This is a genomic window from Bradyrhizobium sp. 192 (assembly GCF_023100965.1).
GTDB classification, from domain to species: Bacteria; Pseudomonadota; Alphaproteobacteria; order Rhizobiales; family Xanthobacteraceae; genus Bradyrhizobium; species Bradyrhizobium symbiodeficiens.
Map to the genome: position 1 here is coordinate 107,989 of NZ_CP064691.1, position 16,281 is coordinate 124,269.

Genomic DNA, 16,281 nt, shown 5'->3' on the forward strand with positions numbered 1-16,281 from the left:
CGGAGCCAAAGGGCGGAATGCAGGACAATGTCGAAGCAGAGCTTGCTTATACTACAGTCCCTTTGGGCGATGGAACGGCGCCAGCCCGACGGGGTCGAACGTTCCATCGATCAGAACATAGCGATGATCCAAGAAGCCGGGTTCGACGGCATTAGCACCTCGTGCACTGATCCTGCGCGCGTCGCCCTGATTGCACGTGCCCTAGACGGCTCGGGACTTGCAGTCGAGGGTATGTGCTTCCCGCAGACGATCGATCACCTGAAAGCTGCCATTGACCTTGCTCGGCGCCTCGACGTCGTGCATCTCGACGTCCAGCCTGACATTCGCCCGCGCCGTGTCGCCGACTGTGTCCCGCTGCTGGAAGGCTGGATCAGGGTGGCGCAAGATGCGAACATGCCGATCTACTTCGAGACGCATCGCAATAGGATGACGACAGATCTCCTGTTTACACTCGAGTTGATGGATCAGGTTCCCGAGATGCGGATGCTTGCTGATCTCTCGCACGTCCTATTGGGCCGCGAGTTTTGGTATCCGATCTCGGACGAAGACGAAGCGCAGGTGCGGCAGGTGCTCGACCGCACCTGGGCATTTCATGGCCGCGTTGCATCGCGCGAGCAGATACAGGTTGAGATCACGTTCCCTCAGCACAAAATCTGGTTGGATCTGTTTCTCTATTGGTGGAAGTATGGATTCAAGAGCTGGCAAAGGCGCGCTGGTGCGGATGCCCGTCTCGCTTTCGTCTGCGAACTTGGTCCGCAGCCTTATGCAATTACCGACCGACAAGGCAACGACAGCACAGATCGTTGGAAGGAAGCTCTCTTACTCAAATCCCTCGTGCGCAACGTGTTCGAGAGTCTGGCAAACGATGCGCCGCCTTCAACTGGCGATCGGGTGGCCACTTGAGTGCAAAATCCACAATAGTGATTGTCGGCGCGGGCGAAGCCGGCACAGCCGCCGCCATCGCCCTGCGCGAACGTGGATGGCGGGGCAGGCTGGCCTTAGTAGGCAACGAAACTATACTGCCATATGAGCGCCCGCCTCTATCCAAGGCGCTCCTGCTCGATGAAATGAACCCTGGACCCAAGCTGATTGTGACGTCACAACGCCTTGCCGAGTTGGAAATAGAGTATCTCCAGGGAAGCGAAGCGGTCTCAATTGATCGCGCGGCCAACATGGTTACGCTCTCAAACGGCTCAGCGAGAGCGTATCACCGTCTCCTACTGGCCACGGGAGGCCGACCTCGGAAACTGAGCGTTCCGATCGCCGAAGGAGCCGAGGTGGCGACACTACGGACGTACGAGGACGCCACGCGCATCCGCCATGTCATTGGTCAAGGATGCGACGTGATCGTGATCGGAGGCGGCTTCATCGGGCTTGAGGTTGCCGCGAGCGCCGTCTCGAGAGGTGCTTCGGTGACCGTACTCGAGGCAGGATCGCGGCTACTTACGCGGGCAGTGCCAGCTTCTATGGCCGAGTTGATCAAAGCCAAGCACGAACGTTCTGGCGTGCGCATCGAGATAGCCGCGATCGTCGAACGCATCGATAGGAGCGAAGGCCGTTCCAAAGTGGTAATGGCCGACGGTCGCTCGCGTGACGCCGATCTCGTGATCGTTGGGGTCGGCGCGACGCCGAATGTCGGCCTTGCGCAAGCGGCGGGACTAGCAATCGAGGACGGTATCGCTCTGGACGAGACGCTCGCGACTTCAGATCCGCACGTTTTCGCGGCGGGTGACTGCTGTTCGTTTCCTCACCGCCTCTACGAAAAGCGAATCAGGCTGGAGGCCTGGCGCAATGCCCAGCGGCAAGGTGCGGCGGCGGCGGCGAACATGTTGGGCGAGAACCGTCCTTACGAGGACGTTCCTTGGTTTTGGTCGGATCAGTACGACGAGACACTGCAAATCGTGGGCCTCGTTCCGGAAGGAGGAATTCCCATAATCAGAGACTTTGGTGCGAGGGCTCAGATCTTGTTTTACCTCGCAGCAGATGGACGCCTGGTGGCCGCATGCGGATTCGGGAGCCTAGGTGTCGTAGCGAGAGAAATTCGTGCCGCCGAAATTATGATCGCGAGGCGGCTTAGACCTCCAGCAGACGCGCTCGCAAGCCCCGAGATGAACATGAAGAAACTAATGGGTTAGAATAGAATTCAGTATCCGAGACCGCCTCAGCGCCGATCCTGATTGCAGCCGGAGAACTGGCGTTAATCCGATGCTGATGCTGCTCGCCGCTCGGGCGCGCTACGCGGCTGGCCTATGTGGCCCTCAATGACGCTGGAGCTATACGAGTGCGGGGCTAGAACGGCTGGATGCTGATCGCTGCGCTCCCTGCGCCAATCAGCTTGCGCTCGACGTCGCGCCAGGATCCATCCCCGGCCGACTTCGGGGGGCGCCGCGGCCACGTTCGAATGGTCCTAGATACGAGGACCGAAAACCTGCCCGGAGTGCCCGCCGAGGGCCTCGTCTAAGACTGCGACTATCGATCACAAACGTCTATAATCTGCGGATGACCCTCGATCCAGAGCAGGCCAAATCTCCGTGTTGCAATCGGTCTGAATGAGAAGGGCCCCGTCAGAATGCGGGGCCCTTCGTGATGTGGATCGTTCACGCTGGGGTAGCCAGAAGTAGGAGACGAAGCCCCGCCGTGCCTAATCCCCGACGTAGACGCCGCCTCGGTTTTTCGCGATCAGATAAATTATGATGCTAAGCAACGCGACGGCCGTGCCATAGAATGGAAACACCCAGGACAGATTAGAGCGTTGGAGCCACAGCAGCAGGAATGGTGTGGTACCGCCGAATATCGTTGCGCCAATAGCGTACCCGAGCGCGACGCCGGTGGTCCGAATATTTCTGGGCATCAACGTTGTGGCAATAAAGTTATAGAGCGCCATATTGCAGCCGACCAGAGTTCCGCCCACCAACATAACGATTGAGAAGGTCAGAATGCTCTTTTCGGCATAGAGCAGGGATAGAAAGAACGACGGGATTAGCAGCAGGCGCATCATCACGAACGCCCGCGACGGTTTCACCTTATCCGCAAAGGCACCGATTGTCGGCGAGAACACCATCCAAATCGCGCCCATGACCGTCACGATGCCATACACATAAGTGCTATTTTCCTTGAATACGCCATTGGCAATGTTAGGCAAACCGAAATTGTACGTGTAATTAGCGATCTGCACGCCGCCAACTACCAGAATCGCGGCCAAAAGGGACAGCCTTGCCTTCCAAAGCGCTTTCCACACTCCGCCAGTCGTTTTTTGGATGCGCGAGTCCTCGTCGACCCGATGCATAGCGCGAGCGATTAGGGTTTCTGGAAGGGTCTGCCGAAGATAGATGATGAGCAAGCCTAGAACACCTCCGACTCCAAACGGAATGCGCCAAGCCCAATCGCGCATGACTTCAGGGGACACGGCGCCGCTGACCAGGAAAGCAACCAAGCTGGCTCCGATCGAGCCCACCATGATGAATGTGCCATTGATCAGTCCGAGGTATCGTCCCTCCTGACCTGCCGGTGCCAATTCGATCGCGATCGCATTGGCAACGCCCGCTTCGGCGCCTACGGCGAGGCCTTGCACCAGCCGAAGGGAAACCAGCACGATGGTGGCAGTGATGCCGAGATCCTTGTAGCCTGGCAGCACTGCGATCATCAGCGACGATAGTGCCATGGCGGAAACAGCGATCAGCATCACGGCTTTGTGGCTGATGCGATCTGCGATGGGGCCGAGCAGCGCCGCCCCTAAAGGCCGTGCGGCAAACCCTGCTCCGAATACTGCCAGTCCCGCGAGCAGCGAGACGACAGGGTCAGTGGCTGGAAAGAAGTGCGGCGACAGGAATGCCGCCATGAAGCCATAGAGCTGCCAGTCGTAGAATTCGAGGGCGACGCCCCCGCCGAGGCCCAGAGTCATTGACCTCGTCGCGACGGACTTTTCAATCTCAACGACGTCCCCTACGGGGTGTGCTGTCAATTGCATGGTTTGCTTCCGCTCCTTTAATCAATACGTCATGGATGATGGGCGCAGGAGTCCGAGGCGAGAGGTCATCGCCGTTCGTGGGCTTCCGTGGCGCTGATGCGGAATACAAGCGAGCACCTCCGCGCTGTGAGCGGCGAACTCAGGCGAGAAGACCGAGGTGCGCGGAGAAGACGTCCCCGAGCCATTTCGTTTTGATATTGTAAGCAGCCTGCATATGCGAGCGTCTGGCTCATTTCACCGTTCCCTCCTGTTGCGCCCGCGCTTTGCGCGTCGCGTTCGTCTTTCTATGGCGATGACGCCGTGAGTTGGCGGCATCCTCCGCGGCGAAAAGTGCCTCTCGCCCACGGTCGCAATTTCCCAACGCCGGTCGTACTTGCCCTAGTCGGTACGTGAGGAGCACAACATGCAGATAGCCCAATGTCAATATTGCGACACAGCAATACGATATTGGGCTAGCTAACGCTAAGTTTGCGATCGGCAGAGCTCCTGGGCAAATATGGCGCGTCTGTAAGCCCTTGGAGAAACACGTGTCCTAGCTCACCTGCCGTATTTCCCGGCCCGCTTGCGCTATCCCAATGCGCGCGTTGCTTGCCTTGCGGGCCTGAAAAGCCGAACGTCTCGACGAAAAACGGCTCCGAACCGCGGACTCCGCGGGAGCGATCAGCGCCCGCCTCTCTCAACGTCCGGCGCAACTGACAACGCCAACAATTCAATTGCTCGAAGAGGAAAGGCAATGGACAGCGGCGTTACGATGGGCTGACTCGGGATCTCCGGTCGCCGTCCATGGGACTCACGCGCACGAGGAGGCGATCGCGTTCGCGGACATGTCGCTGTACTCCCCAACCACCTTGACGAAGCTTAGTGGAAGACAAACGGCTGGGCCGCCGTCATCGAAGGTGTCGGCAATGCTTCAGTAGATTGCTGCGCGGCCCTGTCATACGGCGAAGGCGGTTTGCGCTTTTTTGCGAGGTGCGACGAAGGTGCGCATCACTAACAGTGCGCACGAGTCAGTCGCCGTGGCGTCGCACATCGCCCATTTTAGGTGCTCAGCCACTGGGCACGGTTATCGCGAACCTAATACTGCGAACGGCTCCCTTACTCTCAAGCCGAGAGGGGAGCATGGCCAGGTAGTGGCATTTCAATTGGTAAAGACCGCCGCCTTATGGCTCGTTCTGGTGGAGCCGTTCCGCACCAACGACGGAAGGCAAAGGCCCTTCCGTCGAATATCTCATTCTCCCCGATATCTGGGCGGGCGTTTTTCAAAGAAGGCATCCATGCCCTCTTGCTGGTCCGAAGTCGTGAAGGCCACCCGAATTGCCTGTCGTTCGAATTCCACACCCGCATCCAGAGGCGTCTGATACGCGGCGAGCACCGCTGATTTGGCGAGTTCGACGGAGCGCGGCGGCTTCCGCGCAATGAGGCCTGCGATCTCGAGCGCTCGCGCGCTCGCCGTGCCGGTGGGGACGATGTCCGCGATGAGCCCGGCACGCAGCGCGGCCTGAGCAGAAATTGGCTGGCCGCCCAGAACCATCAACATTGCCAATGATTTTCCTGCTACGCGGGTCAATCGTTGAGTGCCGCCGTCGCCAGGGATCACGCCTATATTGATTTCTGGCTGCCCAAACTGTGCATTCTCGCCCGCCACCACGATGTCGGCGAGCATGGCCAGTTCGTTCCCGCCGCCGAAACATACACCTTCAACGGCTGCTATGATGGGCTTCACGCAGGTCGTAATATCTCTCCAATCATTCCGCCTGGTAGGGTTGTTGATGGCTTCGAACCCGCGCTGCTGCATTTCCTTGATGTCCGCGCCCGCACAAAAGAAGGCGTCGCCTCCTGTGAGCACGATGCAACGTACCTCCTCGTCGGAAACGGCAGCGCGGCAGGCTTGGGCAATATGTGCGATGAGTTCATTGCTCAGAGCGTTTCGTTTCGCATGTCTATTCATGCTCAACAGCCGAACATGTGGGGACGGCGTGGACGCGATGACGAGGTCTGATGTGCTCAAAGGGTGATCCGTGAAGGTTTGGCTTGGAGTTTATGGCGCTTCTTCGCGCAAGCCGCGAACGAAGGTCACGGCGGCTAGCCGAACGCCCTTCTATTGCGGGCATCGGCAATGGTCTCGACTGAGAATCCGAATGAGGACAACACCTCGTCGGTGGCAGCACCGATCGGTGCTGGGTGGATCCGGATGCCTGGCGGGGTACGCGACAGGCTAATCGGAAGACCGGCCAACGGGACGGTTCCGCGCCCCGGTACATCTACTTGCCACATGATGCCATTGTGCGCAGTTTGGGCCTGACTGACGGCGTCCGCGATCTCATTGACGGCCGTGCAAAGGAGATCCACCTCAGACAGTCGCTGCACCACCGCCTCGGTCGTGAGTGAGGCTATCGCCTCCGCGCAATGTTTCTGAACCCTCGAAAGATTCGCAACCTGACCTTCGCGGGTTGACAGCTCAGGTCGCGTGCTGATGTCGGGTAGACCGAGCGCTTGGCACATCAGCCCAAGCGGATTGTCACGGAACAGCATAACCACCGACACCCAGCCGTCTTTAGTTTTGAAGAAGATCGACTGACTGATCCAGTTCGTCTTCGTTCCGTAAATGCTCTCGCTCGCAATTTCACAGAGTTGCATGGCGAGTGCAACATCGTACAGACAGGTCGAAACGACTTGGCCGAGCCCGGAGGTTTGACGTTCAATAAGGGCCGCGAGAACACCTTGTACAAGCGACATAGCAGCGCCGTAGTCAACGATAGGCGAATTGGTCAACTGAGGCGGTTGATGCTCTTCAAGCCCGCCGCGAGCAAGCCCGCTGAAAGCCTGCGCCAACATATCCTGGCCGGGCCGGCTCGCCAGAGGCCCGCTTTCACCGAACCCGAACCCAGCGGCATAGACCAACCGAGGATTGCGCGCGCTCAGTTCGGGGAATCCGAGGCCTAGTCGCTCCATCACGCCCGGTCGGAAGTTATGCATGAGCACGTCGGCCTTATCGACCAGCTGAAGCAGGATTTCCTTGGCGACTGGGTTCTTGAGATCCAGGGCGAGTGTACGCTTATTGCGTCCCATGGCTGCATAGTAGGAGCTCATTCCGCTAACCCGAGTCGCCTCGAAATCGAGCCCACGGGTGATGTCGCCCTGGGGTCTTTCGACCTTGATGACGTCCGCGCCGAGATCGCCCAAGACTTGGCCGGCAAGAGGGACCTGCATCACCATTCCGACTTCCAGCACGACAATTCCATTAAGGGCGCCGGCTTTCGGGGTGAGCGTGTTGTCTGCGGGTTCAGCGATCACTTGGCGACCTCTCTGATGAATCTGATTTTGGTCGGCCACGAGCCGACACACGAAAGCTACAGCACAACCCTAAGCAGGTCAAACGATATGCTAGCCCAATCAGACATTGATATATCCCAATATATGTGGAATTGGATTGCGGGGCGGAGCACTGTCCCGCGGGGAATTCCGCACCGGCGCCGCTGACGCGTAGAGCGATGATGAATTCGCCATCGCGCCCGCATGGCATTTTCCGACGAACCTAATTTGGATGGACACCGATGACTTTGAATTACATCGCCGGGGAATGGCTTGCTGCGTCGAACGCAGTGCCGAACGTGAATCCTTCGAACACGTCCGACGTGGTCGGGGAATTTGCGCAAGCTTCGGCAAGCGATGTGGAGCGAGCGATTGACGCGGCATTCGACGCTTTCCGAGCCTGGTCCCGTTCAACCATCCAAACCCGGCACGATTGCCTCAATGCGATCGCCGCGGAGATCCTTTCACGGAAGGAGGAACTTGGGCGGCTTCTCTCCCGCGAAGAGGGTAAGACCCTTCCAGAGGGGATTGGCGAGGTCACGCGTGCAGGACAGATCTTCCAGTTCTTCGCGGGTGAATGTCTGCGTCTTGCAGGCGAGAAGCTGCCGTCCGTTCGCGCTGGCGTGGACGTCGAGATTACGCGAGAACCCGTGGGCGTTGTGGGGCTCATCACGCCCTGGAATTTTCCCGTCGCGATTCCTGCCTGGAAGATTGCTCCTGCTCTCGCCTGCGGAAACACGGTCGTATTCAAGCCAGCAGAGCTGGTGCCAGGATCGGCGCACGCGTTAACGGAGATCATCTCGCGCGCAGGTATTCCGCCGGGTGTGTTCAACCTCGTCATGGGCCGCGGCTCCGTCGTTGGTGAGGCCATGCTGAAGAATATCAAAATAGCCGCGATTTCATTCACCGGCTCGACCTCCACGGGGGAACATATCGCACAGAGTTGTACGACGGCTCATCCGATGAAAAAGGTTCAGCTTGAGATGGGCGGGAAAAATCCGATGGTCGTTCTGGACGACGCCGACCTCAAGGTGGCCATCGAATGTGCAGTGAACAGCGCCTTCTTCTCGACGGGCCAGCGTTGCACTGCCTCCTCCCGCTTTATCGTGACAGATGGCGTCCATGACGATTTCGTTGCGGCAATGGCAGAACGTATGAAATCCCTTGTAGTGGACGACGCCTGCAGAGCCGGAACCCACATTGGCCCGGTGGTCGATCAGCGTCAGCTCGATCAAGATCTCAGCTATATTCGTCTAGGCCAGGATGAAGGCGCCAAGCTCGTGGCTGGCGGCGAACTGCTTAGTCGAGATATGCCGGGCTTCTATTTATTTCCTGCCCTCTTCGCGGAAGTCGACAATCGAATGCGGATCGCACGAGAGGAAATATTCGGACCCGTTGCAACGGTGATCCGTGCTCGTAACTATGAAAATGCCCTGGAGATCGCAAACGATACCCCGTTCGGACTGTCGTCTGGGATTTGCACTTCGAGTCTGAAGTACGCGAGTCACTTCAAACGCAATGCTCAAGCGGGGATGATCATGGTCAACCTGCCAACCGCGGGGGTGGACTACCACGTTCCGTTCGGCGGCCGTAAGGGCTCGTCCTACGGACCGCGCGAACAGGGCAGATATGCCGCCGAGTTCTACACGACAGTCAAGACGTCCTATTCCTTCGGCGGCAACATCTGACAAGGTGCCACTTCCGGAAGAGACAGCACAACCAGAATGCGCTCGGCGCATTCTGGTTTCAGATGATGGACATGTCAGCTTCGTTGGTGGGCTCTAACGATCCGGCCAATTGCCGCAAGGCCCACTCGAGATCCTCGATACGATCCGGCACGCCGATCGAGATTCGCAATCCCGAGATCAGCGACGGATCGACAAGCAGAGCGGAAGACGGCGTGGTGATCACTCCACGTTGCAATGCTCTGGCGGCAACATGCTCGACGGCGCCACTCGGCAAATCCAGCCAGACGTGAAAGCTCGGTGGATGGTTGGCCCTAACATGCGGCCGTAGGATCTGTGAAGCGAGTTTGACGCGGTTCTTCGCTTCTTGTGCCAACGACTGACGCACCTTAGCGGCAAGGCCGTTCTCGATCCACTCGGAGGCGATCATGGAGGAGATGGGAGACGCCATCCAAACGGTCGCCCGCATGGCCTGATGGATACGGGGTATATACTGTTCGGGCACGACGAGCATGCCCAGGCGTAGGCCGGGCGCCAGACATTTCGACAGCGTATTGACGTAGAACGTCCGCTCCGGAGCCAGCGAGGCGAGAGGAATGCTGGCCTGGTCCAAGAAGCCGTAGGCATCGTCCTCGATGATTAGGATGTCGTGCTTGCGTGCAATTCGCACAATCTCCTGGCGGCGAGCGGCTCCCATGATTGTGGCCGTGGAACTCTGGACCGTGGGCATCGTGAACAGCACTCGCGCATTGCCCGAAGCCGCCGCTCTGTCGAACGCTTCCGGAACGAGGCCTTCGCTATCCATTGGAAGCCCGACCAGCTCAAGCTTGGCGAAATGAGCGTACGATTTCATGCCATGGTAAGTGGCGGCCTCGACGAATACCTTGTCACCCGGCTGACAAATGGCGCTCAGTGTCAACGAGAACCCGTGTTGCGCCCCATTCGTGACGACGAGATTGTCAGGTCCGGTATCGAAGCCGGTATCGCGCAACAGCCTGGCGAACTGGCTACGATGATCCATCACCCCGGACTGAGAGAGGTAGCCGACATAATCGGAGATGTCACTGGGGAACGTCCACCTGCTATCTGCGAGCACTTTCGGCAACCGCGAGGGGCCTGGTATGTTCAAGCTCAGGTCGATCACCCGCCCGCGAGACTGGACGCTCTGGCGCTGTTCTGCAACAAACGTCCCTCGGCCAACGTGGCCAACGAGCAGGCTTCTGCGTTGCCCCTCTGCGTAGGCCTTGATCACCGTGCCGACGCTGAGACCGAGGCGCTCCGCCAAGTCACGCTGAGTCGGGAGTTTCGCCCCGACAGCAAGCGACCCGGACGAAACGTCCTTCTCAATAGCCTCGAGTAAACGGAGAAAAGCGGGTGTCTTGCCGGGGCGCAGTTCGGGATACCATTTTTGCATTTCAACCGCTTATCTTAGAGGACCTTGACCTTCAACTCCCGAGGCCGAGCTCGCAATCATGAATTTGGGCGAGAAGCCGCTGATTTTCAACAGATTTCCGACGTGTCGAAAGACGGCGGAGCGCTCCGGATACAGGAGAGGTCAGTAGCCGCCGCCTCGCCGCACGGTCACTCGCTCCATGAAGGACCCAAGCGTCACTTAGGTAGACCTGCCTCGATTGTGAAACCTAAAGTACCTTGACCGAAAGGAGCTCCGTCTTTTCGTCCGCGATAAGTGGGTTGCGCAATGGTCGGCCAAACGCTTTCGATTCCACCTCGAAGACGTCACCGCTGCGCGGCCTGACCCCGGCGGCGAAGCTCAAAACGCTCGCGCCGAAGAAATGCACGTGAACATCACCCGGCCGACGGAAACCGCGATACTTGAAGTGGTGATGTTCAAGGTTGCGGATGGTATGTGACATGTTGTCTTCGCCGGAAATGAATTTGTCAGACCAGATCGTTGAACCGGCCCGCGATACGCGCACGGTACCCGTTACGTCACTCGGGAGCTCGCCGAGCAAGGCTTCGGGACCGTAAGAGCACTCGCGCAATTTTGAATGGGCGAGATAGAGATAGTTCTGCTGCTCCATCACGTGATCCGAGTACTCGTTGCCGAGGCTGAAGCCCACACGCAGGACCTCCCCTTGGTCGCCGATGACGTAGAGGCCCACGACCTCTGCTTCATCGCCGCCATCTTCGGCCCACGCCGGCAAACTAAGCGGATGCTCGGGAGGCACCGCCCACGAACCATCCCCCTTGTATGCCCACTCGGGCTGCACCCCGATGCTTCCATGATTCGGCTTGCCACCTTCAAGACCGAGTTTGAACATGCGCATCGAGTCGGAGAGATCATCTGCTGCTAATTTTGCGTGCATGGCATCTCGAGATTCGGCGCTTCCGAGATGCGTTAGGCCCGTCACGGAAATGGTGCAGCGGGACGGCTCCGCATGATCGAGCGGCAGAAGCAACCTCTTCTCGGCAACAATTTCGTCATAATCGACTTCTCCCACACCCCCCCGTGCCGAAATAAGTTGTTCCAAGGACGCATCCGAGCGCGCGGCTTCCAGCGCAAGCTCGCGGACGCTCGTCGCATCTTTAACGACCACCGGCTGGGCACCATCATTGAGAATGGCGCCCACCTGCCGACGGCCTTCCGGCGTCACAAATTGAACTAGTCGCATCTCGCGTTCCTTACACCTCAGAGGGCTGCAGGCGACCGCTGAGCATCAGCAGCGCCTCAAACAAATAATAGCTACCGAAGATAAGCTCGGCATTTTTGACGTAGTCCTCGGGCCGAGAATCTTTCCGTTTGTTGAAGCAGCCCTCGACCAGCATGCCGACGGGTCTGTTGTCATCGTCTCCCAACGGGGTGAGATAGCCATCGACGAGAGCGGCGGCCGTCTTTTCCGCAGCATCTTTGTATTTTTGACGCTTGCCTTCACAGGGCGCGACCGAACTCAGCTTGAACAGAGTAGATGCCATGAAGGCGCTCGCGGCTGTGTCTCGTTCAGTATTCGGGGCCGAAGGATCGTTGAAGTCCCAGTAAGAAATGCCATCGGCTGGCACGTGATCAATCCACCAATCCGCACCCTTGACTGCGGCAGCAAGGAAGCGCTCGTCGATGCCTCCCGAGAGGCAACTGATGGTCGCACCCAGCACGCCCCATGCCTGCGCCCTCGCCCAAACGCTGCTTTCGCTGTACCCCTTATGCGTATAGCGTTGAAGCACTTCGCCACTCTGCACGTCTAGGGAAGAGGATTGAACGAAGGCACCATCTTCTCGTTGATGGATTGAGAGAACCCGGGCTGTATGTTTGGCGGCGACGTCCAGCATTTGGCTGTCGTTCGACTCCCTTGCAGCCCAAAAGAGCAGCAGAGATACGACCAAGCTATCGATGCTGCTTGCGGTCGCTCCAACATGTGATCCTTCTTCGGCATTCGCTCCGAGCGGCACCAAACCCAGCTTGGGGTCGAATCGATGTTTGATGTCTCTTGCCGCCGCGAGACCCAACTCTCGCGCTGACTTGCTTCCTCCGAGTAGCGCCCCCAGGCCGGCACCGTAGTAGAACGTCGCAGCCTTGAAGGCTGTGTCGGCATTTACGCGGGATACGAGACGCTTACAGACTTCGTCAGCCAAATGCTTGTAGCGCTCGCCTTCCTCGTCTCGCGACGCAAGCCACAACATTCCGAGCCAGTAGCCGCCGGTCCAATCACCATGAGCTGTCGTTTTCCAGATTCCGGTATTTGGATCAGCCCAATGCGGGAAACCATCGCCCACCTGCTGCGCTGTCGAACGAATGCGATCTTTGATGCGCTCGATCGCTTCATCCCAGTTCCTAGTCATCTCACGTCCTTATTGCCATTTATCGGGCGCCTCAGTGGCCACTCCATACACATGGCAAGGGTTGCACGATTATTGAGATATATCAATTGCGGATTGGTTCAGCTCTCTTGGTTGACATCGGGGCATTGCCCTCTTATGGTCGCCCGACTAGCCCGCACTTGCTTGCCAAATTGCTCGTCGGGTCACGATTGGTGCGACGGTCTCGATCGCTGTCCTAAACGGCGCTCACATGGCCACTCGCGACCGGCTATCGGTCCGAGTCGCAACGGGCATCGGCCTCGAATACTGCGAACGTTCCCCCTGCAGGAGCCGCGCGAATTCGTCCTCACAAGGCTAACGCAACGCCCAACAAGTTTCGGCTACGATCTGGCCGGACGCTTCGCGGTCGGAATGTACGAAGATCGGGCGGCGCCACCCGGCAAGAGCTCTACAATTGGTCAACCCTCTGTCGTGCCTAAGAGGAAGCCGGACATGCCGAAGATCACCCTTCCGAGACTGACGCGCGTGGAGGCTGAGCAGATATCAACGAGCATTGGAACGAAGACCTGCAGGTGCGTCGAGCCTGCGAGCGCCTCGGCCGACATGAGAGACCAGCTTCAGTAGATCGTTCGAGACGAACATTCCGCAGGTCATAGCCAAGATGAACAAGTTCTATCTTGAGCACCAAGAAAGTCTGCGTGCTTCTCCATCGCCGTCCTAGTTGTGTCCGGGATCGAGGACTTCGACTAGGAGGAGATCGCCGCGCCGTACAGACTTATCGGGTGTCGCACGCAGAATGCCGACCTGCTTTTACCTGCAATCTGATTAGTATGTCCGCGGAAGGACCGGATGGAGCCACACTCCTGCGAGTGCTTCGAAGATGGTCCCCCGCAGTTCAAAAAAGCACGCCTGCTCGGAAAGCTTCTGACGGAATGGGTGGCATCGCATGCCCTCACTGGCCCGGAGCCTGAAAAAGAGGCCGCTGCTGGACTTCTCCAACAGCGGCTTAAGTCGAGGGAGGAAGCAGACAAGCCCGGTCTGCCAGCGGATCCGGCGTGCGCTCACATGTAGACCGGGTTCAAATCACGTGTAAGATCGGCGAATGATACGATGAGTAAAATCGGGTATAATGCGTTGAAAGTGACAGGCGTCGGGAAACTTGCCAGTCTTCTGCCCGTCGGCCGTAAAGGTGCGTCGTTGGAAATCTACGCACCATCTTTGCGCAGCCTTCCGAAGGGCTCCATACTCGTGATGGCTACCTTGCCCATTATCGATTGGAATGACTGTCTGCTGCGCGGCTTGCAAAACGTTTCCGAGATAACGCGCGCCCACACGTACGCGGCCATCATGATGATCGATCCGTTCGCGTGTTGGGAGGACGTTGCCGAAGCGTTGAAAAAAGCTGGGGTCAGCGGAGTAGTAAATTTCCCACCAGCGTCCATGATTGAGCGATCTGCGGCTGGCGAACCGGTCGATTCCAGCCAGGAGCTCGAACTTCGGCGCATGGAATGGTTTGCTAGCCTGGGGTTTAAGATCTTGTTCGCCGCTGCCGATGATGCTGCGATGATATCGGCAGAGAGACGACTTGGTCCGCATCTCCATGGCATTGTCTACTTGCCGGAAACGGCTCTCGCGCTGAGGATTTGCGACGAGATGGAATTGGCCAGGCTTGACCAACAGGGGTCGTCGATCCCGAAGTTCGCGCTCTTGGACGTGACAGCTTCAAGGCGGCCGGTGGGCAAAAACAAGAGGGCAACTGCTACTCCAAGATCCTCAGCCCCTTGATCTTGTTGTACAGAGTTTTTCTTGAAAGCCCCAGATACCGGGCAGTCTTCCCTCGATGCAGCTTGTTTCGTTTCAAGCCCTCGATGATCCACTCGCGTTCGGAGAACGCGCTTGTCGGCTTCAGAGGTGATGACGCCGTCAAGAGTGGCCTCAGGACATCAGCCGTAATGTGCGTTTGTTGCAACGTCACCAGCTGATTCACGATCTGGCGTAATTCTCTCAAATTGCCCGGCCAGTTGTGGCCTGCGAGCGCCAAGAACGCAGAATTTTCTATACCGAGCGTCTGGGCATTCGAATCTCCTTTAGCCTCCACCGTGAAATGCTGAACAAGTTGCGGAAGGTCCTCGAGACGATCGGGCAGCGGGGGTAACCCAATATCCAGCCCGGCAAATAGCGCAACAAGCCGAGGGCATAGTACAGCGTTAAGAGCCCCCCCGCGAGCAACGGTTGCAGTTGCAATGATCCGCGCAGAGGAACGTGCCAGTGCTACGCTATTCAGCGGCGTGAAACTGCCGGTTTCTAGATAGTCGGCAAGACGCTCTTGCCCGTCCCGGGACAATTGATCGACATGCATGAGCAGGATCGTAGAATCCGTTGCGGTTTCCAGGAGCGACACTTGGCGTCGCCTGGTCTCAGTCTGCCCGGCGCCGAACAGGACGCCGACCGTATCGATGGCTGGGCCGGGCCGACATTGAAACAGCGCAGGCTTGATCAGTTTCTTGTCGCTGAAGGCGTGGACCAGACTGGCTATTCGTCGCTTTCCTGACCCCGCCTCGCCCCACACCAGCACAGGACTGGGATGGCCTGCCAAGCGCCTTGCGGTCTCGAGCACGCGCTTCATGATTGAGGATTGCGCGATCACACCGTGCCTGAATCCGCTCAGTTGGAGCTGACGCTCGAGAAGATCGACCTTCTCCCGCAACAAGTGAATGGTCTTGAAGCCTGAAGTCACCTCAAGGACCGACATTTCCAACGGGACGCGGTCGAGCGACGAGCCGCCGATGAAGCCCTGAACACCTGTTTCGCGGCAGATATCGAGGAGTTCGTCAGGCTTCGTGATTGGCCCGCCCCCCATCAGGCAGATCGTGTTCCTGTCGATGGATTGAGCGACGCGAGCAACAGCGCTTGTGCGCGCGGCGAGCTCGGACAGGCTGATCGTGGGGTCGCATCCGCTTTCGATCGGCCGGTTGAGATTGAAATTGATGCAGATGGCCTCGACGCCGGCTTCGACCATGCGCCTTGCCTCGGGCTGGGTGCGCGTATAGCCGATTGCCATCAGGCCGTGTTGTGCAGCTTTGACCAGGAGTTCGATTTCCCGCTCGTAGCCAAGGCCGGACTTTTCCAGCAGAGATCTTCTGTAGTCATCGATGTGGATCACGGAAGGAAAGTTGGTGACTCCGGAAAAGCCCCAGCTGATGATGCGCTCGAGAAAGCGGTCGATGTCGAGCTTTGGATCGAAGGTACAGGCCCCGAAAAAGACTGGCAATTTCGTTGAAGGCAGGATCTCGGTCCGACCGAAGCCAGCCACGAATTCGTTGCTGTTGCGGATCGGAAGAATTGAGGCAGGTGAAGAGCCACCCATTGCGCGAAACCGGCCAGCATTGAGCGCAAGCACGAAATCCGCGCCCGCCCGCTCGGCAGCTCTGGCGGCCATGCCTGATCCGATCCCCGCCCCGAGTACAAAAGAACGAGAGTTCCGGAAGAACCGCCTGATCCCGCCGCCCTTGACCTGGTCCACCCGCGTGTGCATGCCGTCCC

Annotated in this window: 11 protein-coding genes; 4 read left to right on the top strand and 7 right to left on the bottom strand. The window is 58.3% G+C overall.

Annotated elements, in window-relative coordinates:
* Nucleotides 1-27: 27 nt before the first annotated feature.
* Nucleotides 28-903, top strand: coding sequence for a sugar phosphate isomerase/epimerase (locus IVB24_RS39050; RefSeq protein WP_247369473.1), 876 nt, complete (start codon nt 28-30; stop codon nt 901-903).
* Entirely contained in the window at nt 900-2,135 is a 1,236-nt protein-coding gene (locus IVB24_RS39055) for an FAD-dependent oxidoreductase (RefSeq protein ID WP_247774381.1), read from the top strand. The genes IVB24_RS39050 and IVB24_RS39055 overlap by 4 nt, the downstream gene beginning before the upstream one ends.
* Nucleotides 2,136-2,641: 506 nt before the next feature.
* Here the strand turns inward: IVB24_RS39055 and IVB24_RS39060 are convergent.
* The 3 genes from IVB24_RS39060 to IVB24_RS39070 form a co-directional block, all read right to left on the bottom strand.
* Nucleotides 2,642-3,967, bottom strand: a complete 1,326-nt coding sequence (locus tag IVB24_RS39060; RefSeq protein ID WP_247774382.1) for an MFS transporter — start codon at nt 3,965-3,967, stop codon at nt 2,642-2,644.
* Nucleotides 3,968-5,195: 1,228 nt separating this feature from the next.
* Nucleotides 5,196-5,975: an enoyl-CoA hydratase-related protein gene (locus IVB24_RS39065; RefSeq protein ID WP_247774383.1), complete on the bottom strand. Its 780-nt coding sequence runs from the start codon at nt 5,973-5,975 to the stop codon at nt 5,196-5,198.
* Nucleotides 5,976-6,049: 74 nt separating this feature from the next.
* On the bottom strand, nt 6,050-7,261 hold the full coding sequence (locus IVB24_RS39070) for a CoA transferase (RefSeq protein ID WP_247774384.1): 1,212 nt from the start codon (nt 7,259-7,261) through the stop codon (nt 6,050-6,052).
* A 260-nt stretch (nt 7,262-7,521) separates the two neighbouring features.
* On the opposite strand from IVB24_RS39070, the gene IVB24_RS39075 reads away from it, so the two are divergent.
* Complete coding sequence (locus tag IVB24_RS39075; protein ID WP_247774385.1) at nt 7,522-8,967, top strand: aldehyde dehydrogenase family protein; 1,446 nt, start codon at nt 7,522-7,524, stop codon at nt 8,965-8,967.
* A gap of 58 nt (nt 8,968-9,025) precedes the next feature.
* Here IVB24_RS39075 and IVB24_RS39080 read toward each other — a convergent pair whose 3' ends face one another.
* The 3 genes from IVB24_RS39080 to IVB24_RS39090 form a co-directional block, all read right to left on the bottom strand.
* Nucleotides 9,026-10,378, bottom strand: a complete 1,353-nt coding sequence (locus IVB24_RS39080) for a PLP-dependent aminotransferase family protein (protein ID WP_247774386.1) — start codon at nt 10,376-10,378, stop codon at nt 9,026-9,028.
* Between the two features lie 226 nt (nt 10,379-10,604).
* A complete protein-coding gene (gene araD1, locus IVB24_RS39085) occupies nt 10,605-11,597 on the bottom strand; it encodes an AraD1 family protein (RefSeq protein ID WP_247483894.1) in 993 nt (330 codons plus the stop codon).
* Nucleotides 11,598-11,607: 10 nt separating this feature from the next.
* Complete coding sequence (locus IVB24_RS39090; protein ID WP_247774387.1) at nt 11,608-12,759, bottom strand: glycoside hydrolase family 88 protein; 1,152 nt, start codon at nt 12,757-12,759, stop codon at nt 11,608-11,610.
* A 1,089-nt stretch (nt 12,760-13,848) separates the two neighbouring features.
* Between IVB24_RS39090 and IVB24_RS39095 the strand changes: the two genes are divergently transcribed.
* Nucleotides 13,849-14,523 (top strand): hypothetical protein, encoded by a 675-nt coding sequence (locus tag IVB24_RS39095; protein ID WP_247774388.1) that lies wholly within the window; start codon nt 13,849-13,851, stop codon nt 14,521-14,523.
* Here IVB24_RS39095 and IVB24_RS39100 read toward each other — a convergent pair.
* Nucleotides 14,498-16,273, bottom strand: a complete 1,776-nt coding sequence (locus tag IVB24_RS39100) for a phosphoenolpyruvate hydrolase family protein (protein WP_247774389.1) — start codon at nt 16,271-16,273, stop codon at nt 14,498-14,500. The genes IVB24_RS39095 and IVB24_RS39100 overlap by 26 nt on opposite strands.
* Between the last annotated feature and the right edge of the window lie 8 nt (nt 16,274-16,281).